Genomic DNA, 23644 nt, shown 5'->3' with positions numbered 1-23644 from the left:
CCTTAGCGAGTGCTTCCAGTTCTCCACGTTCGGCTTTGTAATATTCCTTTGCCGCTTTTAGATCCTGATTTTCAGTTCGGAGCTTCTGGTATTCGGGACTACTTGTGACATCAAGTTCCTTTTGTATGGTGAGATAAGGAACGAAAGTCGCATACAGTAGCTTTAGTTTGTCCGCTTCTGCTCTGTAATAGGCACCTTTAGTACCATCGAGAGTATGCCCCATGAAAAATTCAACTCTCTCGCTATCGAATCCCGCATTTTTCAGTGTCGTGTTAAAAAATTTGCGCATATTATGGGACCGAATCAGGTTCCATACACCCCTTGCAGTGGACTTTTGCGCACGTTCTGATAGCACACGATATGCCTTAAGCAGTCCCTTTGTATCGAGCTTCCTCAATTCTTCATCCATGCTTGCAAGATATTCATCTACCACGGACCTTTTAATAAACAGGTAGCCCTTATTGTCACTGATTTTCTGTTTATCCAGTTGCATCTGCCTGTATCTATCATTGGTATTCGCCTTACGATTCCGATATTTCAGGTATTCGTGAACGGCCCTTGACGCTTCAGGGCTGATAAAGGTAACAAAGTCCGTGGATGACTTCTCACGCCTGATGAAAAATGTTGTAATCTCACTTTCAGCATCATAGCCTTTATTGAATTGCTCAACTGTAAGATTTACAATATCGGCAGCACCTAAACCTGAACTGCATCCACAAAGGATGATGGCCTTATCCCGCAAATCACACGCCTTCAATGCCTGCCGGATGTCCTCTTTTGAGGGAATATCAAGATGCTCTGCCTTTGGGATTGCCTTCTCTTCCCTTCCCACGTTCGGGATCTCATGATCAAATGCCTTGTAAAATGACCGGACGCCTGAAAAATGATTTCTTCTTGTATTCACTGCCAAGCCACGCCGTTTTAACTCCTGCCTAAATCCAATCAATCGTTTTTTCATCATTCTGTCCCTTGCAAGGACGCCTGCCGTAACTTCTTTATCAGCTTCGGCAAGCAGTTCATCTGGATTAAGGCCCGTAAAATCGACATACTCCTGCAATCCAGTAAGGTAATTACGCCGTGTATTCGGCTTTGGGTCAATGACTTCTAACCACGTTTTTACCGTTTCGTATTTATCCAATGTTTCCCATTTCATGCTTAACAACTCACTGTACGCATCGGATTATGTAGAAATATCCGATTCGTAATATATAAATTAGGAGGGATGATGTATTACCGTAGTTGGCGTGACCATGGTAAATGTGCTGCCTGGAAAAGAGAGGGCAGCTTATACAGAATTGCAAAATATTGAAGGCATCAAGGACATTTATCATGTTTTCGGAGAATACGACTTTGTCGTAATTGTGGATGTCGAAGACCTCAGCAGATTGAACAATATAGTCGATGACATAAGAGAAAACGAGTTTGTTACGGCTACACAGACCATAGTTGGCGCCGAACTGAAATAAGGAAGGCACAGCATATTTATATAGCGTGTTTTTTATATAAGAAGTAGCTTTAGCTGACATGCTTAACTAAGGATGATAGTACATGGAAATCCCAATTGCAGAAGAACTTGCAAAAAATCAGAAATCAATAAGTGTAGCTGAATTCTTCGAAAAGAACAGGCAGATACTTGGATTTGACTCAGCCCCCCGCAGTCTTATCACAACCATAAAAGAAGCTGTGGATAACTCCCTGGACGCCTGTGAGGAGGCTGAGATCCTTCCAGACATTCTCGTACAAGTGGAAAGGTCGGACAAAGACAGTTTAGTGATCATTGTTGAGGACAACGGACCTGGAATAGTAAAGGAGCAAATACCTAAGGTTTTTGCAAAGCTGCTTTATGGATCGAGGTTCCATGCTCTGAAACAAAGCAGAGGACAGCAGGGTATAGGCATATCCGCATCTGTGCTATATTCTCAATTGACCTCAGGCCATCCCACAAGGATCATCTCAAAGATCGGGCAGGGAAAACCTGCGCACTACTATGAGCTAATGATCAACACAAGTACCAATGAACCTGAGATACTGAAGGAAGAAGTACTTGACTGGGATCGGCATCATGGCACACGCATCGAGCTGGAGATGGAAGCCTCTTATGTTAAGGGGAGAAGACAGTCGGTGACCGAGTATCTACGGTCAACGGCCATTGTAAATCCTCACGCACGTATAAAGCTAATAGAACCTGACAAAAATGACATCCTGTTCGAAAGGGCAACCGACAAGATACCGGAGGCTGCAAAGGAAATTCTGCCTCACCCACATGGGATAGAACTGGGAACACTCATGAAGATGCTCAGGTATACTGAAAGGCAAAAACTGACACCTTTCCTGCGCTATTCCTTTTCAAAGATAGGCCACCTTACGGCAGAAGAGATCTGCAAGGCTTCCGGTCTTGACGGAGAAATGGACCCCCATGAGATCAACAGGGACCAGGCAAAGAAACTGCTTGACGCCTTCGGCAAGGTGAAGATCATGGCCCCTCCCACCGACTGTCTTTCCCCTATAGGAGATAACCTGATCTACAAAGGCTTGGAAAAGGAGTTCAATGTAGACTTTATTGCAACTACCAGCAGGACACCGTCGGTCTATTCCGGAAATCCTTTCCTTGTGGAAGTAGGAATGGCCTACGGAGGCGATCTGCAGAAAGAAGACCGTGTGGATATCCTGCGCTTTGCCAACAGGGTGCCCTTGTTATACCAGCAAGGCGGATGCGTGACCACGCATGCCATAGAATCCATAAAATGGAAACAGTACGGTCTTAATCAGCCAGGAGGAGGACTGCCCACCGGACCTGTCGCTATACTGGTCCATGTAGCATCAACAAATGTGCCGTTCACCTCTGAGTCAAAAGATGCTATAGCCGATATTCCTGAAATAAAAGCTGAGATCGAGCTGGCAATAAAGGAAGTCGGTCGTAAGCTTAACATGTATATGAACCGGCAGGAAAACCTGAAAAAGCGCAGAGAGAAAGAGATAATAATTACCAAAGTACTTCCCAAGATGGCAAAGAAGCTTGCAGAAACATTGGACAAAGATGTGCCGGACATCAATCCTGTTGTTGCGAGGATCATGGGTAACTTGCTTGTGAGCAGAAAGATAAGCCGCAATGCCGATGATAGCGCAAGGGTCTCCATAATGCTCAAGAATTTCTCAGGTAAGACCTTAGAGTGTACGGTACACGAAATGGTTCCCTTCAAAATAAGAGAAACGACACCGGAACCCAAGGTAATATCCATGGGCAATGATTTTGATTACGTATGGAAGATATCAGTTTCCACTGGCTCCTCAAAGGCCATAAGCTATTTAGTGGATACGCTATCCGATGCAGAAGCTGCAAAGTTCCCTGAATTGATCGTGGAAGGACTTGACGAAGAACTCGTAACCGGTGCAAAAGCTATCATGGGGCTGGTTTGAATGGCCAGGGAAATATCACAACAGAAAAAAGAACACGATGAACTTGCTAGCAGCCGCCTTTATGGACTGACAGATACAATTTATAAGCAGTTCATGGATGGAGAAGTGCCGTCTGTGAGCCTGCCAACCAGGACCAAGAACAATATCGAGTACAATGATGACTCAGAGGTCTGGGTATATGGTGACCGGGAAAGCGAACGCAGTGCAAAGACTGTAAAGGGAGCTTTCCAGCTGCTTAAATCAGTGCACACTGTCGACTTTCTGATAAAGAACCACATTGCTCAGAACCGTGGCTCCACATTAAGGGAATTGTATTATATCTCCGAGAACTGGGATATCGCCAAGTTCCGGGAACAGCCTGAAAGTGACAGGCTCATAGAGGACCTGGAGATCATTACAGGATTGCAGAGAGAATATTTCCACATGCGGCCCGAAGAGGATGGGGCTACGATGTTCGGCCCTATAAGGATACGGGAGGAGACAAAGAGAGGAGATAGAACGATCCATTGTCAGGAAGACATCGGAGAAAGTGGTTATCAGATACCGTTCAATGTGGAGAACATAGAGTTCCTTGACCATGATGCTGATTTCATAATAGCCATCGAGACTGGTGGTATGTACGCCAGGCTTATTGAGAACGGGTTCGATGAAAAATACAACGCTATACTTGTGCATCTCAAAGGCCAGCCTGCAAGGTCCACCAGACGCATCATAAAACGTATGAGCGAAGAATTATCCCTGCCTGTGGTGGTGTTCACTGATGGTGATCCCTGGTCATACCGCATTTTCGCGTCCGTGGCATACGGAGCTATCAAAAGTGCACATCTTTCAGAACACATGGCAACACCAGGAGCAATGTTCGTAGGAGTTCAGCCCTCAGATATTGTGGAATATGAACTATCCACCGATAAACTGACAGAAAAAGATGTAGGTGCCCTTAGAAGTGAACTCAGCGACCCGCGTTTTGCTACAGACTACTGGAGAGAACAGATCAACCTGCAGCTTGAGATCAATAAGAAGGCCGAACAGCAGGCTTTTGCCGGCAAGGGCCTGGATTTCGTGACCGACAGATATCTGCCTGAGAGACTTACGGAACTTAAGGTCATTTAAATAAAATATAGCACCTGATATAAGGAACATGCTACAATGAACGATACGGTGTCTCTTTATCTGAACAATTTACTAAGTACTCCTGAAGGGTCACTTGAGTCTCGCCTTGCTATAGCCTCGTTCATATTTATTTCATCGATTGTCATTGCTGCAGTTGTTGACTTTATTTTCAAGAACGTTTTCATGCACTATGCCTCAAAGACAAAGTTCGAGTTCGATGACCTCATTATAGCTGCATTGAGGAAACCGTTGTATTTGACAGTGATCATTTCAGGAACTATATTCTCTTTGCATTACACTTACTTTACAAAGAACTATGAATCCATAGTAGATTCCATAAGCCTCACTTTACTGTTCGTAGTATGGATCATTGCTTTAATAAAAATAAACAAGATCCTCTTTGAAAAGGCATTTCCGCATATTACACGCAGAACCGAGACCCAGATAGACGATGAGTTATTACCTTTATTCAAAGGAATTGTAAATGTAGTACTTGTATTCATTGGAATTTTAGCTATACTTAATCTGATATGGGGCATCAACGTTACACCCTTGTTCGCATCGGCTGGTATAGCCGGACTTGCCGTGGCGTTTGCAGCGCAGGATTCCATTGCACAGCTTTTCGGTGGCATTTCCATATACTTTGATCAGCCTTTCAAAAGAGGAGACAGAATAGAACTGGAAAGCGGAGAAGTGGGAATTGTACATGAAGTCGGTATAAGGACTACAAGGATAATGAACCTGTACAACAATATGATAATAATACCCAACAGCATAATCGCCAACAGTAAAGTGATTAATTATACTTCACCGCAGTCCATAATGATGGTAAAGATGACTATGGGTGTTGCCTATGGATCCGATGTGGAGAAGGTAAGAAAAGTCCTGCATGCAATAATTCGGGATATAGACCTGGTCCTTGATGACCCCGCTGCTGCGGTGCGTTTAGAGAATTACGGAGATTCAAGCCTTAATTTTGCACTTTATATGTGGATAAAAAGCCCCTCTGACAAAATGAAACTGATAGACATTGTCAATAGCCGGATCGCAGAAGAGTTTGAGAAGGAGGGCATAGAAATACCCTTCCCGACACGTACTCTTTACATAAAGGATAAGCAGGAAAGCATTCCAAATTAAAAAAGGGAACTTTTTGCCCTGTCGAAAAACGCATAAACAATCTCAACGTGGGCAGATGCAACCATAGAGTACTCAGTGGTTAGAACATAATGTGCATTTTTCTACAGAGCCGATTTAAAGACTAAATTGGAAGCATACCCTTCCCTTAGTAGTTAACAGTATTTATATCAGATAAGTACAGAACATCGTGACATAATTTATTTATTAGGTTTTTATCATGGCTCACAACCAGAACCCCTATATTCAGCTCCTCAACCATATTCAAGATACTTTCCCATATCTGAGCTTGAGTAATAGCATCAACCATAGTAGTTATCTCATCAGCGATTAAAAATTTAGTTTTTGGACTCAAAGCCCTGGCAAGAGCGAATCTTTGGAGCTCGCCTCCGGAAAGCTCATTCGGCCATCTGTTAAGCCAGTTCTTCTTTATTCCGAAAGAATCTAAAATCTCCTGTGAAACAACATGTCCCTCATTTAAGATAGCTTTCATTTTCCATTTTGGGTTTACAGCTTTTTCAGGGTGTTGGAAGATGAGCTGGACAGGATTATATATGCCTGATGGGATCTTATTCCCATCAAGACTTACAGTTCCACTATAGTTAGTTTCATAACCGGATAGTATTTTACACAGGGTGGATTTGCCGCTTCCACTATCACCTATTAGCCCTAACACCTCCCCACTGTATAAAGATAGGTCTACATTCTTTAATATAAAATGATCCTTTTTGTATCCAAAACTCAGATTTTCACCCTTAAGATGCATTGTTGCACCTCACAGATCCTTCATTTATCTTTTTCAATTGAGGAGTGCCTTTTGAACAAAGTTCATTTCTTCTGTAACACCTTTCATAGAAGAAACACCCGTCAATTACCTCATCCTGCATTGGTTGATGGCCTTTTATTGCCTGGAATTTGTTTTGGGGGAGGGCATTCCAGAGAGCCCTTGTATATGGGTGCCTTAAATTCTCCCCGTCATTTTTAAAGTCTTCAATATTAGCTTCCTCTAGGATCGTACCGGCATAGAATATCGCGATTTTATCCGATATCTTTAATGCCGCTTCTATATCATGAGTAATAAGTATCACTGCACATCCTTTATTTGCCATGTCTCTGAAGTGACTCATTGTTTCATTCAGATTTTTTTCATCCAGTCCTGGTGTCGGCTCGTCTGCAATTATGAGCTTTGACGAATTCATTAAGGCAGTAGAGACCAAGACTCTTCTGGCCATGCCTCCTGATAATTCATGGGGGAACATTCTGTCAACATCTGGTTCTAGATCGTATTTCCGGAAAATCTTCCTCTGAAGCTTCTTCATTGACTCTTCATCTTTCTTTTCAACACTTCCGATCGCCTGGTCGGAGACCCTCATCAAAGGGTCAAGATAAGTTACAGATTGAGGAATAAGAGCTATTTCTTTACCCCTTAATTCCTTTTTTCTCTCATGGGTCAGTTCCTGGCCTTTATATTCCATTTTGCCCAAAAGTTTTGCGTTTGATGGCAAAATCCCTAATATAGCATGTGCCAGAAGACTTTTACCAGACCCGCTTGAGCCTACAACAGCTAAGATCTCTCCACTGTATGCTTCCAAACTCAAATTGGAGATCACTTTTAGTTCAGTCTGCCTAAGTCCAGAGACATATTGAGAGAAAGAAAGTGAAATATCTTTGATCTTTAATAGAGCTTCACACTTCTCCTTTTTTTCAATATTTATTTCAGCATTATTTATCATACTTTATCCCTTTCAATTTAATATCTGTACCCTCTGATAATTAGGAAATAATCTCTACAAATGTGTCTCATAAGTTAATCTATTCTTGAGCCTTTTTCGGATTCATCAGCTTGTCCAGATTTTCTCCGATCATATCAAATGAAAGAACTACAATTAATAGTGATAATCCCGGGAAGAATGCAAGCCACCAGTGTCCTGCAGATAAGTACCTCATAGACTCTGATAAAATTATACCGATCGCTGGCTCGTGGGGTGAAAGTCCAAATCCCAGGAAAGTGACCGATGCTTCATGTAAGATAGCATGTGGAAACATTAGGATCGTGCCTAATATGAACTGAGGGATCAAATGAGGAAGAAAATGCTTCACAGCTATCCACCACTTAGATTTGCCCAAATTTCTTGAGATCTGGATATATTCCTGGGTTTTTAACTGTTTGATCTCTGCTCTTACAACTCTTGTCAGGCTTGTCCAGTGACTAAATGCAACTCCTATAATAACACCTGTTGCCCCTCCACCTAATCCTATAGAAATAAGGATTATTAAAAGAAGATGCGGTATTGAAAGGAACAGGTCTACCAGCCAGGATACAAAGGAATCCTCTATTTTTCCCAGGCTTGAAAGTAAGCCTAATATCACACTCAATAGAGTACTGATCGTGGATGCAATAGCTCCGATCAATATACTTAAACCCAGCCCTACAAGAGTTCTTTTCAACATGTCTCTTCCCATCCAGTCGGTCCCAAACGGATGATCAAGAGAAGGAGCAAGGTTCTTGGACCCGAAGTCAGTAGATAATGAATCACCTTCTATAAAGATACTGCATGTTACGATCGTAAGCAATAACAGTGACATGAAGCTTATTAATAGAAGTGTCTTCTGCCTTAGATTCAGTCCTCTGAACAATCCTTTGTTGACCGTTACAGCAGTACTCATGTTGTTGTCTCCTGCTGTTTTATCCTGGGGTCAATGAACTCATATATAATATCAGCGATCAGGTTCCCCAAAAAGACGAACAAAGTGCTGATAATAACAATTCCTAACAGCAGAGGCACATCAGATCTTAAGCCTGCTGCTACTGTAGCCTGTCCAATTCCAGGATAAGAGAAAACCTGCTCTACCAGAACTGCTCCTCCAAACAGTTCGCTGAATCCTAAAAACTGCAGTGTGATAGCAGGAAGTGCCACATTCCTGACCCCATGCCTTAGTACCAGATCTAATCCTTTTTCTCCTCTTGCTTTTGCAAATAACACATAATCACTTGACAGGACTTCGATCAATTTTTCACGGGTGAACATCGCAATTTGAGCAACACCTAGCACACTCAAAGTTAGCGTAGGGAGGATCAAATGTTGCACGCGATCAAACAAGGTCACATCTGCACTTGTAAGACCTATAGGTACACTTAAACCTACAGGGAACCAGCCCAAATGCACTGAAAATACAAGTAACAGAATCAATGCCAGCCAGAATGTTGGAGTGGCAATTAGCACATAACAGTAAGTTTTTATTGCTCTATCTATCCAGGTTCCACTTTTCATTCCTGCTATTATCCCTAAAATGAAACCCACGATCCCTGACAATAACCAGGAAGAAGCCATTAAAAGTAGAGATGCTGTGAACCGTTCTTTAATTACATACGCAACAGGCATTCTATAGATCAATGATATCCCAAGGTCCCCTTTGAGAATATTTCCTGCCCAATTTAAGAATTTTTCATGCGAAGGAGTATTAACTCCCCAATATTCCTCCAATATTGCCCTTTGTTCCGGTTGAATGCTCATTTCCCCTACATAAGCTCTGACAGGGTCTATTGGAGACTGTTCAACAAGCCAGAAGCTGGCAATGCAAACAACTACTAAAAGGATGAGTAACCTAAGGGTCTTTTTTCCAATAAAGATACCGAATTTTTTGTGGTTCATTTTTCTTACCCTTCCATTACATTTCAGACCATACTTCCTAAAAATGTCTGTTAGATATATTTTCTAAAAAAGAGGGCAACTGAGGACTTGTAGCCCTCAGCTCCATAAACCTTTTTAGAGGTCTATTTTAAGAACAGACATGCTTGCTACCTGACTTCACGTGCGCTTCCATTCAAGGATATTTCCAAAGATATCAGCACCGTGAGGCTGGATCTTTGGAGTTCCCATGTCTATACCCTCATCTACAATGTACACATAATTGAGCGTTGCCATCCACATCCATGTAGCATCGCCTTTTGGAGAAAATCCTGTTTCTCCATCCCAGGCAGCCAGCTGCCAGTTCTCATTGGCAGTGTCCTGATCAGAACTGGTGATGGCTTTTCTCAAATAGGCATCCACAACAGAGTTGTTGTACATAATTATGTTATTGTAGCTTGAAGGGTTGTAGCTCTTACTGTAGTATTTTAGGTACAGGTCGGTGGGGTCAAGTGAGCCGTATCCAAATAAGATGGGTGTTGAATGGGCCAGGGTATCGATCTTATCCCAGCTTGTGCCCTCTATTTTTACGTTTATACCGATCTTTTTTGCTTCTTCTGCTATAGAAACGGCCAATGCCTGTCTTTCCAGTGCAGTTGCCGAGTATAACAAAGTAAATTCAGCTTTTTGTCCGTTTTTCTCAACGATACCATCGCCGTCAGTATCTGTCCATCCGGCATCACTTAGGATCTTCTTTGCCTCATCGATATTTCCATCTTCAAAAATAGCTTCCTTGTTTCCCCACGGTAATTTATCTACACCAGTGAATTCCTCTTGGCCCTGTCCGTTCAATGCTCCATCGACCAAAGCCTGCCTGTCTATTCCTATGTTCAATGCTTTTCTTATTGCAACATCAGAGGTTACGTTGTTTCCAATCGTACATCCATTCTGAGTTTTTTTACCTGTATTGGGCTGCATTGGGAAACTTATTCCGCGAGCATCGATGGAATCCAGGGATACTACCTTCATACCGTTCACCTTTTGATTGACATAAGAAGATGGAATTTCAGCCAGATCGATCTTTCCTGCCTTAGCAGCTGCAAAAGCAGTATCTGCTTCCATGTATACTATGGTGAGCTTTTTGAAGTATGGCTGTTGACCATAATAATCCGGATTTGCTTCGAGAATTACTTGCTGTCCTTTGTCCCACTGTACAAATTTGTACGGGCCAGATCCTATGGGATCCTGACCGTAATTTTCACTATAGGCATGTTCTGGGACTATTCCGATCACTGAGAGTTTGTGAATGAATGTAGCTTGGTTATCATTTAGTTTAAATTCAACTGTCCTATCGTCAATGGCTGTAGCTTTTTCCAGCATGGAAAGGTCCACTTCACCAGCTGCATCTGCTGCTGTGTTAAACGTGAACGCTACATCCTTGGCTGTTAGTGGCACCCCATCGTGAAATTTAACGTCGTTCCTTATTTTGACAGTCCACGTTGATCCGTCCTCACTAACTGTGTAATCTGTAGCAAGATCGTTGATCAAATTTGCATTACTATCTTTTTTAAAGAGAGTACTCTGTATCAAAGGTTCGTGGTTGTAACCCCACCCGGTGATAGGGTTAAAGCCCGTAGCAGGCTCTCCACCATGAGTTCCTACCGCTGCAATCAGTTCAGCTATACCTGTTTCTCCTGTACTTGCTTCCCCTGTACTGTTGTCAGTGCATCCGGAGATCGCAACTACACCAATTATTAGTATCCCCATCAATAAAAAACTCAATGATCTTTTCATCATATCGCTCCTATATTAATTTCCACCTTCTGCTTGTTTTCGTAATACACTCTATAAGTAGTGTAGAATAACTACAACTTACTAGTATTGTGTTACAAAAAATTATAAATTTAGTATTTACATGCTTTAAATAAGTAAATGCTTTACATTAATTGCATTATTTAATACTTTTGGTTTAATTAGTATTACCAGACCAGGCCATCCAGTTACCTCAAAAATGTTCATATTCTAGTAAGACAACGTTTTGTGAAAAGAAGCTCCCGAAGGAAAAAAGTATCTTCTTATATGTCACTTATTAAGAAATATCAGACATAGGAAAGACTAGAAAATATAATAAAGAATTTCGAAAAACCCGTTATTCTGAAATTGTCTTGTATAACGATATAAATAATCGATCAAAAAAGAGGATTATTGAAATCCTCAATAAATTATATGTTTATCATGTTAACAAGTACCATCATCATTTAAAGAAAGATGTACACCTCAATTAAAGGATTTCTGGAGAACAAAATAATTTCTTCTTCCATCATTGTTTCACACATTCGGTGATCCATTTTGCATATTTTTTTTCTCCATCAATGGGCCACCATACAAGTGCAGGAAGTTCATAACTATGCATAGAGTTGATAGTCTTTTTTACTTTTTCCAGCATTTCGGAAGTTGTCTTGATGGAGAGCTCGACCTCTCCTTCTTCTTCAACATTCCCTTTCCATTTATAGACAGAAGTTATAGGATGCATGTTGACACATGCAGCAAACCCTTTTTCAACGAGGGCATTAGCGATACTTTTAGCTTCCTCCATGTTCGCTGTGGTAGTATGTACGACAATTATCACCTTATACACATCTCCAGGTATTAGTTTAATCCAAGAGAATCGACCAATTCAGAGATCCCTGTGCCTTCCTTTGCATTCATTTCAAGTATAATAGCCTTTGAATTCAGATCTTTGAACATAGTCTTTAATCGCGAAGTACGCTCGTTATCTGCCATATCCACTTTGTTCAGACAGATGATATCCGTTTCTTCGACCTGGATCCTTGCATATCTCAACAACATTGGGATCTCCAGGGGGAACTCTTTAGCATCGACCATAGTGATCATAGGAGCTATTTGCATGCTTTCCATCATCATTCGCTGCAGATCGGCCTTTATCCTGACAGGCAGCACGGTTTCCTCTGCCTCGATGAACACCAGGTCCGGCCTGAACTCTTCTTGCAAAGCCTGTATGTTGTTGATGATGTCCGCATCAAGGGAACATGGAATACACACACTTTCGATGTCTTTCTTTTTAATTCCCATTTCATGCAGGGTGCCTTCATCATAATCCACATCACCTGTTTCCTGTACAATGACACCAATCCTTTGTCCGGCATCGCTGAATCTCTTTGACAGCTTTAAGATCATTGTTGTCTTGCCGCTGCCAGCAAGTCCTCCAACAATTATCACTTTCACAATTCAACCCCCTATATAGAAGATACGTTTCCTATCTGTCCTCAGGTTATTAATTTCTTGCTGTGAACTTAATGTCGGTTTGCTCTGGGGGATTATTTTTAAAACTATGATGGACATATTGCTTTATGGATGACACTGGCTTCTGAAAATCCCCGGAAAGATGGGAAGGAGCTTTTTCCACTGTATACTGTTACATTCATCGGGACCCTGGGGTTTGGGATCATCCTGACTTTTCTTGTATTCCTGGTTACAGATTACGGGGGAAATGCACTGATCTATGGCCTGCTAGGCTCCACTTACCCTGCATTTCAACTGATAGGAGCTCCTATCCTGGGAAGGTGGTCTGACCTTTACGGGAGAAGGAAGATACTGCTTTTAAGCCAGATCGGCACCCTCATTGCATGGACCATTTTCCTAATTGCCCTATTCCTTCCAGTGATCACTTTCAAAAAAGTGGAATCTGATATTCTCGGAGCCTTCACCATCACACTCCCTTTACTGGCACTTTTCTTTGCCAGGGCGCTTGATGGTATTACAGGGGGAAACGTATCGGTTGCGAACGCATATCTTGCAGACCTGACGAGCGAAGAGGAGAGAAACAAGAACTATGGCAGGATGTCGGTGGCCTCTAACCTTGGATACGTTTGCGGTCCTGCTCTTGCAGGGATTCTGGGAGCAACGGTCTACGGAGAACTGATCCCTGTTTCTGCAGCCCTGTTGATCTCAGTTGCCGGTACTTTAATGATCATCTTGTTCCTTCCTGAATCACATAACTGCACCATTGAGGAGTATCCGAAGACTAAAAGCATCAGCAAGCTACTGGGACAGGAACACAAGGAGTGCTATCAGGCGGAAGGCGGAAAAAAAATAACATTCAGTGAAGTTTTCAAGCTCGAATATATCCCATTTATGATGGTCCTTTATTTTCTCATCTTTCTGGGCTTCAATATATATTATACAGCCTTTCCCGTCTTTGCCGCCACTGCTCTGGAATGGAGCCCTGCTGAGTTAGGCATTTATTTTTCTGTGCTCAGTGCTATGATGGCATTCGTTCAGGGACCAGTTCTTGGGAAACTCACCACCCGCTATGCTGAATCAGTGCTGATAGTAGCCGGAGGGTTCATCCTGGGACTGCAGTTCATCCTGATAGTTCCCGGAAATATATTCCTTCTATATCTGGCGGCTGTCTTTTTCGCACTCGGTAACGGGATAATGTGGCCCTGTGTCCTGTCCATGCTCTCCAAGCTGGCAGGAAAGACCTACCAGGGCTCTGTACAGGGATTTGCTATGAGCGCCAGTAGTTTGGCAAGCATAATCGGACTTCTTGCAGGAGGAGTGTTGTACACCCAGCTGAAAGCAATGTCATTTCTGGTTGCAGCTGTTATCATATACATTGTCGTATTCCTTTCCCTCAGGCTCATAAAGATTGAAAAAAGCAGACAGAAACAAGAGTTCAGCTGAAGGGCCGCTTTGTGAAGCATTAGAGATGTAACATTGTACCATGCAGTTACTTTTTTCTCTGCTCAGTATATCCAAAACCTCTGTGTCAGGAACATCATACCAATTTTCATAGACCTGTGCAACGGCCATGAAATTTCGAGGCGTTTCCAGGACTGCGAGCTCATCTGCGATCAGCGCCATCCCGTCAGCAACCCTCCTTCCGGCAACCGGGACTGCAACAACTATCTTTCCTGTTTCCCTTTTTCTACAAAGCATTATTGCAGCCCTCATGGTAGAGCCCATTGCAAGACCATCATCGACCAGTATGACGGTCCTTCCAGCCATCTCCGGCAAGGCCTTGCCTTTTCTTAATACCGCGATCCTTCTGTTTATCTCATTGATCTGTTCCTGCTTGATATGATCTATCTGTTCTCCGGAAAGCCACAAAGCTGCATCATTGAAAATAAAAGTGCTCCCATCCTCTGCTATGGCGCCAAAACCTGCTTCAGGATCGTCAGGAAAAGGCAGTTTTCTTGAGATCAATATTGAAAAATCTGCATTCAAATACTCAGCTACCTGATACCCTACCTCTACTCCACCCCTTGGAATAGCCAGAACCAGGACATTATGGTCCTTGTATTTCTTTATTGCCACTGCAAGCTTTTTCCCGGCATCTGTTCTGTTTTTGAACATGGCTTTCCCTTAAAATATTTTTTAAAATGGGTCGCTGTGCAAATATGAAGACGCAACCCCTTAAAGTACCTGTGCCAAATAAAAATGCCTAACAGCAAAAAACAGTACTCTATTCTCCCCTTTTGAATTTTCCAAATGGTATTTTGTAAAATAAGCATAAATAGATTTGTAGTAACTGAATGTACCGATCACTTCAATTGATCCACATGAAAAGGGAGATCAGAAGAGCATTTTTATCCAATGTCCTTCTGCATCCAGACAATATCGAAGAATATGTCTTTCTTTCTGGCGACTTTCCTGAATCTGCCGCATTCAATGAAACCATTCTTTTGATGGAAACGGATACTACCTTCGTTAAGTGAGGAAATGCTTGCCAGAACATTGGAAATTCCACGCTTTTTCCCTTCTGTCACAAGATATTCCAGCATCTGTGAACCAAGACCCTTACCTGTCAGCTCTGGTCTTATGAAATATGTGATCTCTGCAGTATGAGAAAATGCCGGCATGGGATTATGAGGACGAAGCATTCCAAAACCTGCACATACGCCTTCATTATTCCTGACCATGACCGATGGATGATCTTTACATATATCCAGGAACATGCCAAAGAACTCATATGGTACTTTATGCTCCGGATACGCTGCAAAGCTATGCTCTATGTAGTAATTGAAAATATCTATTACGTCTTTCTGGTCGGATGGACCTATTGGCTCAAGCAAGTATTCTGACATTTGTCCTCCTTTAGTTCTAATAGTATTAAATAGGAAGTTTCTGAAATAGTATAGATACTAAACTATTTAAGTTTAGTTGATATACTAACTTTAATAAAGATTACGGACCACCTGGAGTCAAGGAATTGCCCTTGCCTTATGATTGACCATAGAAATAAGAAATACCCTTACCGGAGAATAATGAATTAACTTTAAATTATAACCCTGTTATATACCTGTAAAATGGCTTATACATTTGAGATTGTCATCATCATTGTTTTGATCGTACTCAATGGTATCTTTTCTATGTCTGAATTTGCTCTTGTTTCATCCAAAAGGACACGCCTTAAGCAACTGGCAGAAGAAGGAGATACCGGAGCAGTAGCTGCACTTGAACTAGCTAGCAAATTAACCCCATTCCTCTCGACGGTACAGATAGGGATCACGCTTGTAGGGATCCTTGCCGGCGCATTTGGAGGGGCCACGGTGGCAGAAGGTCTTGCATCTCATATCAGAGATGTGCCAGCCCTTGCTCCTTACAGTAATGCGATCAGTATCACTCTTGTAGTACTCGTGATCACCTACCTCACCTTGATCTTTGGGGAACTTGTCCCAAAGCAGCTCGCACTCAACAAGGCAGAAGTTATTGCCTCTAAAGTTGCAAGGACCATGCTTTTCCTTTCAACTGTCGCAAAGCCGTTGGTAATTATTCTTAGCATGTCCACCGAAGCCGTGCTCAGGATACTGAGGATCCAGAAGATCAGTGGACCACCTGTAACAGAGGAAGAGATCAAGATCATGCTCGAAGAGGGGACCGAAGCAGGAGTATTTGAGGAAGCAGAGTTGAGCATGATAGAAGGAGTGCTTGAGATAGGTGATCTCAGAGTAGAATCACTGATGATCCATCGTAGTGATATTATTGCTCTTGACTTGGACGATACCGTCAATGAGAACCTGCAGAAAATGATAATCAGTGGACGATCCTATTTTCCTGCTTACGAAAGGGACCTGGATAATATTGTAGGCATGGTATCCGTAAAGGATATCCTGGCCAAAATAGTGGAATCCGGTGAAGTTGATATAAGAACTAATGTAACTAACCCTCTCTTTGTACCCGAGGCCATCTCTGTTCTGAAACTCCTTGAATTGTTCAAGGAGCTTGGGGTGCATATTGCCCTCATTACTGATGAGTATGGAAGCATTCAGGGGATCATAACTCTGCATGATATTCTTGAAGCTATCGTCGGAGATGTCCGAACTATTGGAGAACCATTGGAGACACCTGTTGTGGTAAGAGAAGATGGATCGTGGCTCATCGATGGAGATACATCCATTGAAAAACTAAAGGATATTCTATCCGTAGATACTTTTCCGGAGGAAGAAGAAGGATATTACAGAACCATTGCCGGATTCATCATGTATGTATTACAGAGAATACCAATCACAGGAGAACACATAGAATTCAAAGGGCTGCGCTATGAAGTGGTGGATATGGATGGCAATAGAATAGATAAAGTGCTGGTAGAAAAGATACCAAAACCAGAGGTATCATGAGTCAAAGACCCAACCCTTTTCCTGTTTAGGGTAGCTATATTGATCGGCCTTTCAGATATTACTTTGAGAACGGTCCTCATCTGGATGCTCAGGGCTTCTCCAGCACGAACTGGCGGCTAATTTTTTTCTTACTGCGGGGCAATTGTCAAGCATACGTTCCATTCGCATAAGAATTGAAAAAACATTTTCAATATCTCTGCGGGATAGTTTTGATACTTGCCCGATCATATCCTGATTCACCATTTCATGATAAGCTGAATGCCAGTAAAACGCATCCTTTCCGCGTTCTGTCAGCCTGATGATTACAGATTTCTTGTCCCCTTCCCGGTTAGCACGTTCAATATAACCTTTCTCTTCGAGTTTCTTTGCTGTCTGGGAAACAGCACCTTTAGTGATACCAAGTCTGGCTGCTATTTGGGAAATACCTGCTTCCGGATAACGCCCTGCCATATCTATCAGATGCACTTCAGATGCGTATAAAAGGACACCATGACCAATATCAACTGGTTGTTTTTCAATGGCAGCAGCTTTATTAAGGATCCTTGATATCGTGTCCAGGAGATCAGAAGCGATCCTTGAAGAATTACCTGTATCAGAATTGTTTATCATGTATACAATATACCAATTGTATGCTATCTAAATATTATCACTGAAAAATAATGTTGTCATTACTGTTGATCAAACCAACATTGTCATAAGTATTAATAGCATCGCATATGTAGTGAGATTCCGTTCTAAAATGATATACCTATCTATTGATCTCATAATAAGAGGCCACAAGATTGCACATCTGGCTTTATTGAGGAGATGCATTTGTGTTGAACAAAAATGAAACCAGAGGAATACTTAATTCCATGGGACTTGTTTTTGGGGATATCGGAACTAGCCCCATATACACGCTTGCGGTCATATTCCTCATCACACCTGTCACATATGCTCATGTGATAGGGGTCCTTTCCCTGATCATCTGGACATTGATAATACTTGTCACTATTGAATATTCCTGGCTTGCAATGAGCCTTGGAAAAAAAGGAGAAGGAGGAACCATCGTATTAAAAGAATTACTTGTTCCTCTGTTGAGATCCGGAAGAAAAGTAACTGTAATAACGATACTATCATATGTTGGCATTTCTTTCCTTCTGGGAGATGGCGTGATCACACCTGCCATAAGCATATTAAGTGCTGTGGAAGGGCTGAGAATAATACCCGGATTGGAAACAATAGGCCAGGGAACACTTGTTACAATTGCAGGCGTGATCGCAATATGCCTTTTTTCCATACAGAAAAAGGGTACTGAGAAAATTGCCTGGATGTTTGGACCTTTGATGGTCATATGGTTCTTATCACTTGTTCTATCAGGTATTGCCTCAATAATCTACACTCCATCCGTACTCAAGGCTATAAATCCATATTATGCCATTGATTTTCTGTTGCATAACGGGTTATCAGGTTTCTTTGTATTATCAGAAGTAATTTTGTGTGCCACTGGTGGTGAAGCTTTATATGCTGATATGGGGCATCTGGGAAGAGAACCGATCATAAAGGCCTGGAGATTTGTATTCGTTTCACTGGTGCTGAGCTATCTGGGACAGGGAGCATTCCTCATAAGGAACCCGGGTTCTACGAACGTGCTCTTTGAGATGATATTCCAACAGGCACATATCATCTACATGCCATTCCTTATCCTTAGTATCATTGCTACGGTCATTGCTTCACAGGCAATGATAAGCGGCATGTTCTCAATAGTATATCAGGGCATCACTACAAGAATAGCTCCGATGTTAAAGATCGATTACACATCAGACGAGTTGAAATCACAGATATACATAAGCGCCGTTAACTGGCTACTTTTAATTTCCGTGCTATTTGTGATGTATGAGTTCAAAGAATCCAGCAAACTTGCTGCAGCTTATGGGCTAACAGTCACCGGAAGCATGGCGATCACAGGTATTATGATGACTATGATATTTAGTCTGAGAAAAGACTGGACAAAAGCAACTGTTTCGTTCCTTGTAACAGTTGTTGACCTGGTATTCCTTGTATCCAACATGTATAAGATCCCCCATGGGGGCATCTGGTCCATTACCATAGCATCTCTTATATTCAGTATGATAATGATATATACATCAGGCCAAAAGAGGCTGTATCAGTCCCTAAGACCTATGAAACTGGATGATTTCCTGCAGATATATAAACAAAGGTATCAAAATGCAAATAGAATAAAAGGTACAGCTCTTTTTTTTGCACGGAATGTCAATGTGATCCCACAATACATCCCACATACGATGTTCGGGAATGATATTGTCTATGAAGATAACATTATAATTTCTATTGCTTCACTTGAAGAACCCTTCGGCGTTAAAAGCTCTTTCAAAGAAGAACTAGCACCGGGATTAAGGACATTCGATATCGAGATGGGTTATATGGAAGTTGTGGATGTTGCAAAAATTCTAGAAAATGCAGGAATTAGAGAGAAAACTATATTCTATGGAGTAGAGGATATTATTACCAATAACCCTGTCTGGAAGGTATTCTCCATGATCAAGAAGCTTACCCCTTCATTTGTTCAATACTACAAGCTGCCGCCAGAAAAACTTCATGGAGTGATAACAAGATTTGAGATGTAAAGGGGTATCATAAGCCTCAAAATGAGGCTTAAGAAAGTTTTGATAACAGGTACCCTTTGAACGTTTCGTAGTCCGCATCCAGGAAATCCATGTGCTCTTTCTTTGCTTCTATTTCTTTAAGGCTGCTGGGCAACTCAGGATCAATACCTGTCACTGATTTCACTTCTGCTGGGAATTTTGCAGGATGCGCAGTTTCCAGTGTCACTGCAATTGTTTTATCCCCGGTCTTTTTCCTGTAATCGGACAGGCCTTTTATTCCCACAGCCCCGTGAGACTCAATAAGAATACTATAACTGTCCAGAATATATCTCATCGTGGTCTTTGTTTCTTCATCGGTAACAGAACTGGAATAAATGTCATTTCTTAGCTTTTCCATATCCGGCATCTTGTTGACATTGCCCTGCTCATCCATCTGACCACCATAAACTGCAATAAGCCTCGCCAGATTGCTCGGATGACCTACGTTCATAGCATTTGAAAGGCAATTAAGGGATGGAACTATCTTATGATATTCACCACTGATGAGGAAGGATGGGACTTCATCGTTCTCGTTCACAGAAGCGATGATCTTCTTTACAGGAAGACCCATTGTCTTTGCCAGCACACAGCCCATCATATTCCCGAAATTGCCGGAAGGTATTGAGAAGATGATCTCTCCGGGATAGTTACAAAGATTCGCATACGCGTAAATATAGTACAGGGACTGGGGAATAAGTCGGCCAATATTAATAGAGTTCGCAGAAGACAGGTTAAGATGCCTGAGCTGCTCGTCTGAAAATGCCTGCTTTACCATAGCCTGACAATCATCGAACTTACCATCTATGGCTATTGCAGTTATGTTCTTCTGGAGGGTGGTCATCTGCTTCCGCTGACGGTCGGAAACCTCATTACGCGGGAAAAGCACGACGACCCTTACATTATCAAGCCCATAGAAAGCATGAGCAACAGCGCTTCCCGTATCCCCTGAAGTAGCGGTAAGAATGGTTATTTCCCTGTTCTCTCTTTTGAGATAGTATTGCATCAATCTTGCCATCAGACGTGCTGCGAAATCCTTGAAGGAAGCAGTGGGCCCGCGGTCCAGACGCATGATATAGGTGTTTTCGTTCAGTTTTTCAAGGGGTACATCATAGTCATAAGCATCGTAAGTTATCCCTTTAAGGGAAGCCTCATCGATCTCCCCTTCCAGAACCTTGCGCAATACACGGAAAGCAACCTCTGGATATGGTTTGTCTTTCATGGACACAAGATCATCCCCTGACAAAAGGGGAAGAGATCTTGGCAGGTATAGACCTTTGTCAGGAGCCTGGCCTTCAATAAGAGCAGTTTCAAAGGACACTTCTGCTGCCTGGAGATTAGTGCTGTAGAGTTTCATACTGATCAGTGATTAGTTGATATTGGTAGTATAAGCTTTCTGAATGATCAGTACTTATGATTTACTTTTGGGTTAAGAATGTTACTGTCACAATCCACCTAAATGTTCAAAGGGATTAAAGCCGGTTAACTTACCCTTCCTTATGTTTCTGTTTTCTGCAATATGACCGCTTCAAAAATAGTTTAATATGAAAAAGTAAATATATTTTTTATTTAATATGGATAGTATACTGTGTCCTTCAAAATAATGGATGTGAGGCAATTAAAAAAAAGATCGTTTTCATTTTACTTTTGAACATAGCTTTATTCTCTGCAACTGCAGGAATGGTCACATATGCAGATAACGATACAGAAGATCAAAATGCTGGCGTAAATATAACAGGACCAGATACGACCCATATTAAATCCAGTTTCGTTAATATCCAGTACGAACGATCTGAGAAAGATCAAAAAAGGCATTCCTGGGACCAGGCAGATCTAATGCTGAAAACAGGTATAATACAAACAACATCTACCCCCGGATCACGGACAAATTCCATGAATGGTCATAGTACTTCATCTATCGAACCGGTGACAGGATGTCCTGAAGAATATAACTATTACATAGTCCAATTCAATGATACTGTCCAGGAGATGTGGAAACAGGATATATCCAAGGTAGGTGGAGAACTCTTTGATTACGTACCCAATAACGCATTTATCTTCAGAATGAATGGATCAACTGTATCCACAGTTTCAAAACTTGAGCAAGTACGATGGATAGGTGAGTATTTCCCGGAATACAAAATAGACCCAGCTCTTCAAGCAAAGATGGAAGAGAACGTTTCCGTGGAGCTCATGATCTCCTTATTTGAGCCTGTGAACGAAGGAAACATTAAAGAAAAAGTAACATGGGAGATAATATCTCTTGGAGGAGCAATTCTGGATGGATCCAGTGATGACAGGATACATCTCAATATCGAAAGCTCAAAGATACCAGCTCTTTCCATTATAAGAGATGTGAAGTGGATAGAAGGATACGAGCCACTGATCGTATTCAATGATGTGGCCCGGGGGATCGTCAATGCCACTTATGTCAATGAAAACTACAACCTCACAGGAAATGGACAAATATTAGCGATTGCTGATACCGGTCTTGACACCGGGGTCAATAATGCATCAATGACTTCTGATCTTTATGGACGCATATTAGATATCCAGTTCATAGGAGGTGATGGACCTCAGGATAGGAACGGACATGGAACCCACGTGACCGGTTCTGCAGTGGGCAATGGGTCATTATCCGATGGACAATACAAAGGTGTTGCACCTGAAGCACAATTAGTATTCCAGTCAATTGGTTATGAAAACGGAACTGTGGTCGTACCTGCTAATTTAAGCGTTCTTTTCGAATATGCCTATGAACTTGGAGCTCGTATCCATTCGAATAGCTGGGGTGGCAGTGGTAATGGCTCATACATGACCTCTTCTAAAGATGTAGACCAATTCATGTGGACACATCCTGATATGTTGATCGTCTTTGCAGCAGGCAACAGCGGAACAGACAGTGACCATGATGGTATAATTGATAATGATTCTATTTCATATCCAGGTACTGCAAAGAACTGCCTTACTGTTGGTGCATCTGAAAATAACAGAGGTCAGATAGTGTATACGTGGGGAGATTTTTGGTACTCCGACTATCCGGTGGTACCAATAAATAATGACTACATAGCCAATGACCCGAGAGGTGTTGCAGCATTCAGTAGCAGGGGGCCAACGGATGACGGACGTATTAAACCAGACATTGTTGCACCGGGTACCTTTATTATATCCACAAGATCCAGTGTATCTGATACTGTGGGATGGGGGGCAGTGAACGAAGACTATATTTACATGGGTGGCACCAGCATGGCTACCCCTATTGCAGCTGGCGGTCTTGCGCTTATAAGACAGAACTATGTGGACAATCTGAATGTGACACCTTCTGCGGCTCTGTTGAAAGCTACGGTCATAAATGGTGCCAGTGACATGCAACCTGGCCAATATGGCAATGATGTTACAGCACAACCGGACTATAATAAGGATGGGGATTGCTTGATCTGAGAGCTTCCTTGTACCCGGATGGCATATCCATACATTTTGCAGATAATGTGGAACTCTCCACAGGAGATGCCGTTGAGAAAAACTATTATGTCAGCAGCAGTTCCAAACCCTTGAAGATCACACTTGTATGGACCGATCATTACGGTACAGAGCTTGCACAAAAAGAGCTTGTGAACGACCTTACACTTCTTGTAGTGCAGCCTGATGGCACCGAAGTTGTAGTAAATGACACAATTAACAACGTGGAACAAGTGCTCTTTGAAGAGCCGGAAGCAGGCTGGTACACCGTAAAAGTGGCCGGCGAGTCGGTCCCAATGGGACCACAGCCCTGCGCTATAGTTGTCAGCGGCGCAGCGGATGCAATAGATTCCCTCAGTTTCACACCAGAGCAGACGACTTACTACACTGGAAGCCGCACAACATTCGAAGCTGAAGCATTTGATGAGAACAACAATTCTATTAGCACTTCGTTCCGATGGGAAAGCAGCAACCCTACCGTTGCAACGATCGATAGTTCTACCGGATATTTCAGAGCTCTTGACCAAGGAGTTACCAATATCACAGTATATGCCGGAACTTTGTCATCAACAGTAACTATAACTGTGGAAAGATCTACATCTTCCAGCTC

21 protein-coding genes are annotated in these 23644 nt (G+C 42.2%); 9 read left to right on the top strand and 12 right to left on the bottom strand.

The annotated features are described in order from the left end of the window. Window positions 1–1153 (bottom strand): tyrosine-type recombinase/integrase (locus AB7U21_RS02735; protein ID WP_428386870.1); only part of this gene is annotated, 1153 nt, incomplete at its 3' end. Window positions 1154–1250: 97 nt separating this feature from the next. Between AB7U21_RS02735 and AB7U21_RS02730 the strand changes: the two genes are divergently transcribed. The 4 genes from AB7U21_RS02730 to AB7U21_RS02715 all read left to right on the top strand — a co-directional run bounded on the left by AB7U21_RS02730 (window position 1251) and on the right by AB7U21_RS02715 (window position 5664). Beyond that, on the top strand, window positions 1251–1466 hold the full coding sequence (locus tag AB7U21_RS02730) for an Lrp/AsnC ligand binding domain-containing protein (protein ID WP_428386868.1): 216 nt from the start codon (window positions 1251–1253) through the stop codon (window positions 1464–1466). An 82-nt stretch (window positions 1467–1548) separates the two neighbouring features. After that, window positions 1549–3417, top strand: coding sequence for a DNA topoisomerase VI subunit B (locus AB7U21_RS02725; RefSeq protein ID WP_333787881.1), 1869 nt, complete (start codon window positions 1549–1551; stop codon window positions 3415–3417). Then, window positions 3418–4527 carry a DNA topoisomerase IV subunit A gene (locus AB7U21_RS02720; RefSeq protein ID WP_333787880.1) on the top strand — a complete coding sequence of 370 codons (1110 nt, stop codon included), beginning with the start codon at window positions 3418–3420 and terminating at the stop codon, window positions 4525–4527. It abuts the gene before it with no gap. 36 nt (window positions 4528–4563) lie between these two features. Further along, a complete protein-coding gene (locus AB7U21_RS02715) occupies window positions 4564–5664 on the top strand; it encodes a mechanosensitive ion channel family protein (RefSeq protein WP_333787879.1) in 1101 nt (366 codons plus the stop codon). Window positions 5665–5809: 145 nt separating this feature from the next. On the opposite strand, the gene AB7U21_RS02710 is transcribed toward AB7U21_RS02715, so the two are convergent. The 7 genes from AB7U21_RS02710 to AB7U21_RS02680 all read right to left on the bottom strand — a co-directional run bounded on the left by AB7U21_RS02710 (window position 5810) and on the right by AB7U21_RS02680 (window position 12536). Continuing rightward, window positions 5810–6427, bottom strand: coding sequence for an ABC transporter ATP-binding protein (locus AB7U21_RS02710; RefSeq protein WP_333787878.1), 618 nt, complete (start codon window positions 6425–6427; stop codon window positions 5810–5812). Next, the gene (locus tag AB7U21_RS02705; protein WP_333787877.1) at window positions 6417–7394 is read right to left on the bottom strand and encodes an ABC transporter ATP-binding protein; all 978 of its coding nucleotides are present in this window, start codon (window positions 7392–7394) and stop codon (window positions 6417–6419) included. Before AB7U21_RS02705 ends, AB7U21_RS02710 begins: the two co-directional genes overlap by 11 nt. 79 nt (window positions 7395–7473) lie before the next feature. After that, the gene (locus AB7U21_RS02700; protein ID WP_333787876.1) at window positions 7474–8328 is read right to left on the bottom strand and encodes an ABC transporter permease; all 855 of its coding nucleotides are present in this window, start codon (window positions 8326–8328) and stop codon (window positions 7474–7476) included. Then, a complete protein-coding gene (locus AB7U21_RS02695; RefSeq protein WP_333787875.1) occupies window positions 8325–9314 on the bottom strand; it encodes an ABC transporter permease in 990 nt (329 codons plus the stop codon). Before AB7U21_RS02695 ends, AB7U21_RS02700 begins: the two co-directional genes overlap by 4 nt. Window positions 9315–9470: 156 nt before the next feature. Next, the gene (locus tag AB7U21_RS02690; protein ID WP_333787874.1) at window positions 9471–11084 is read right to left on the bottom strand and encodes an ABC transporter substrate-binding protein; all 1614 of its coding nucleotides are present in this window, start codon (window positions 11082–11084) and stop codon (window positions 9471–9473) included. A 526-nt stretch (window positions 11085–11610) separates the two neighbouring features. After that, on the bottom strand, window positions 11611–11919 hold the full coding sequence (gene cutA, locus AB7U21_RS02685; protein WP_428386864.1) for a divalent-cation tolerance protein CutA: 309 nt from the start codon (window positions 11917–11919) through the stop codon (window positions 11611–11613). 20 nt (window positions 11920–11939) lie between these two features. Continuing rightward, window positions 11940–12536 (bottom strand): GTP-binding protein, encoded by a 597-nt coding sequence (locus AB7U21_RS02680; protein WP_428386862.1) that lies wholly within the window; start codon window positions 12534–12536, stop codon window positions 11940–11942. 129 nt (window positions 12537–12665) lie between these two features. Here AB7U21_RS02680 and AB7U21_RS02675 point away from each other — a divergent pair, with 129 nt between their 5' ends. Continuing rightward, window positions 12666–13997 carry an MFS transporter gene (locus tag AB7U21_RS02675; RefSeq protein WP_428386860.1) on the top strand — a complete coding sequence of 444 codons (1332 nt, stop codon included), beginning with the start codon at window positions 12666–12668 and terminating at the stop codon, window positions 13995–13997. On the opposite strand, the gene AB7U21_RS02670 is transcribed toward AB7U21_RS02675, so the two are convergent. Continuing rightward, window positions 13899–14669, bottom strand: coding sequence for a phosphoribosyltransferase (locus tag AB7U21_RS02670; RefSeq protein WP_333787870.1), 771 nt, complete (start codon window positions 14667–14669; stop codon window positions 13899–13901). The genes AB7U21_RS02675 and AB7U21_RS02670 overlap by 99 nt on opposite strands. Window positions 14670–14902: 233 nt before the next feature. After that, window positions 14903–15400, bottom strand: coding sequence for an N-acetyltransferase family protein (locus AB7U21_RS02665; RefSeq protein WP_333787869.1), 498 nt, complete (start codon window positions 15398–15400; stop codon window positions 14903–14905). 222 nt (window positions 15401–15622) lie between these two features. Between AB7U21_RS02665 and AB7U21_RS02660 the strand changes: the two genes are divergently transcribed. After that, window positions 15623–16933 (top strand): hemolysin family protein, encoded by a 1311-nt coding sequence (locus tag AB7U21_RS02660; protein ID WP_333787868.1) that lies wholly within the window; start codon window positions 15623–15625, stop codon window positions 16931–16933. Between the two features lie 51 nt (window positions 16934–16984). On the opposite strand, the gene AB7U21_RS02655 is transcribed toward AB7U21_RS02660, so the two are convergent. Beyond that, window positions 16985–17542 carry a MarR family winged helix-turn-helix transcriptional regulator gene (locus AB7U21_RS02655; RefSeq protein WP_333787867.1) on the bottom strand — a complete coding sequence of 186 codons (558 nt, stop codon included), beginning with the start codon at window positions 17540–17542 and terminating at the stop codon, window positions 16985–16987. 206 nt (window positions 17543–17748) lie between these two features. Between AB7U21_RS02655 and AB7U21_RS02650 the strand changes: the two genes are divergently transcribed. Further along, the gene (locus AB7U21_RS02650; RefSeq protein ID WP_428386856.1) at window positions 17749–19560 is read left to right on the top strand and encodes a KUP/HAK/KT family potassium transporter; all 1812 of its coding nucleotides are present in this window, start codon (window positions 17749–17751) and stop codon (window positions 19558–19560) included. Between the two features lie 28 nt (window positions 19561–19588). Here the strand turns inward: AB7U21_RS02650 and thrC are convergent, their stop codons facing one another. Next, complete coding sequence (gene thrC / locus AB7U21_RS02645; protein WP_333788050.1) at window positions 19589–20932, bottom strand: threonine synthase; 1344 nt, start codon at window positions 20930–20932, stop codon at window positions 19589–19591. Between the two features lie 290 nt (window positions 20933–21222). Here thrC and AB7U21_RS02640 point away from each other — a divergent pair, with 290 nt between their 5' ends. Further along, window positions 21223–23016, top strand: coding sequence for a S8 family serine peptidase (locus AB7U21_RS02640; protein ID WP_428386854.1), 1794 nt, complete (start codon window positions 21223–21225; stop codon window positions 23014–23016). Beyond that, the coding region (locus AB7U21_RS02635) for an Ig-like domain-containing protein (RefSeq protein ID WP_428386853.1) at window positions 23004–23644 on the top strand (641 nt) is incomplete at its 3' end. The genes AB7U21_RS02640 and AB7U21_RS02635, both read left to right, overlap by 13 nt.

The organism is Methanomethylovorans sp., from assembly GCF_050177135.1.
Taxonomy (GTDB): Archaea; Halobacteriota; Methanosarcinia; order Methanosarcinales; family Methanosarcinaceae; genus Methanomethylovorans.
The sequence above is the reverse complement of the archived record's forward strand: the minus strand, read 5'-3'. Positions and strand labels throughout refer to the sequence as shown.

Bases quoted from the DNA above. Each gene is read 5' to 3' on its own strand.
- AB7U21_RS02730 (WP_428386868.1), top strand. From the start codon at position 1,251: ATGGTAAATGTGCTGCCTGGAAAAGAGAGGGCAGCTTATACAGAATTG.
- AB7U21_RS02725 (WP_333787881.1), top strand. From the start codon at position 1,549: ATGGAAATCCCAATTGCAGAAGAACTTGCAAAAAATCAGAAATCAATA.
- AB7U21_RS02720 (WP_333787880.1), top strand. From the start codon at position 3,418: ATGGCCAGGGAAATATCACAACAGAAAAAAGAACACGATGAACTTGCT.
- AB7U21_RS02715 (WP_333787879.1), top strand. From the start codon at position 4,564: ATGAACGATACGGTGTCTCTTTATCTGAACAATTTACTAAGTACTCCT.
- AB7U21_RS02710 (WP_333787878.1), bottom strand. From the start codon at position 6,427: ATGCATCTTAAGGGTGAAAATCTGAGTTTTGGATACAAAAAGGATCAT.
- AB7U21_RS02705 (WP_333787877.1), bottom strand. From the start codon at position 7,394: ATGATAAATAATGCTGAAATAAATATTGAAAAAAAGGAGAAGTGTGAA.
- AB7U21_RS02700 (WP_333787876.1), bottom strand. From the start codon at position 8,328: ATGAGTACTGCTGTAACGGTCAACAAAGGATTGTTCAGAGGACTGAAT.
- AB7U21_RS02695 (WP_333787875.1), bottom strand. From the start codon at position 9,314: ATGAACCACAAAAAATTCGGTATCTTTATTGGAAAAAAGACCCTTAGG.
- AB7U21_RS02690 (WP_333787874.1), bottom strand. From the start codon at position 11,084: ATGAAAAGATCATTGAGTTTTTTATTGATGGGGATACTAATAATTGGT.
- AB7U21_RS02675 (WP_428386860.1), top strand. From the start codon at position 12,666: ATGACACTGGCTTCTGAAAATCCCCGGAAAGATGGGAAGGAGCTTTTT.
- AB7U21_RS02670 (WP_333787870.1), bottom strand. From the start codon at position 14,669: ATGTTCAAAAACAGAACAGATGCCGGGAAAAAGCTTGCAGTGGCAATA.
- AB7U21_RS02665 (WP_333787869.1), bottom strand. From the start codon at position 15,400: ATGTCAGAATACTTGCTTGAGCCAATAGGTCCATCCGACCAGAAAGAC.
- AB7U21_RS02660 (WP_333787868.1), top strand. From the start codon at position 15,623: ATGGCTTATACATTTGAGATTGTCATCATCATTGTTTTGATCGTACTC.
- AB7U21_RS02655 (WP_333787867.1), bottom strand. From the start codon at position 17,542: ATGATAAACAATTCTGATACAGGTAATTCTTCAAGGATCGCTTCTGAT.
- thrC (WP_333788050.1), bottom strand. From the start codon at position 20,932: ATGAAACTCTACAGCACTAATCTCCAGGCAGCAGAAGTGTCCTTTGAA.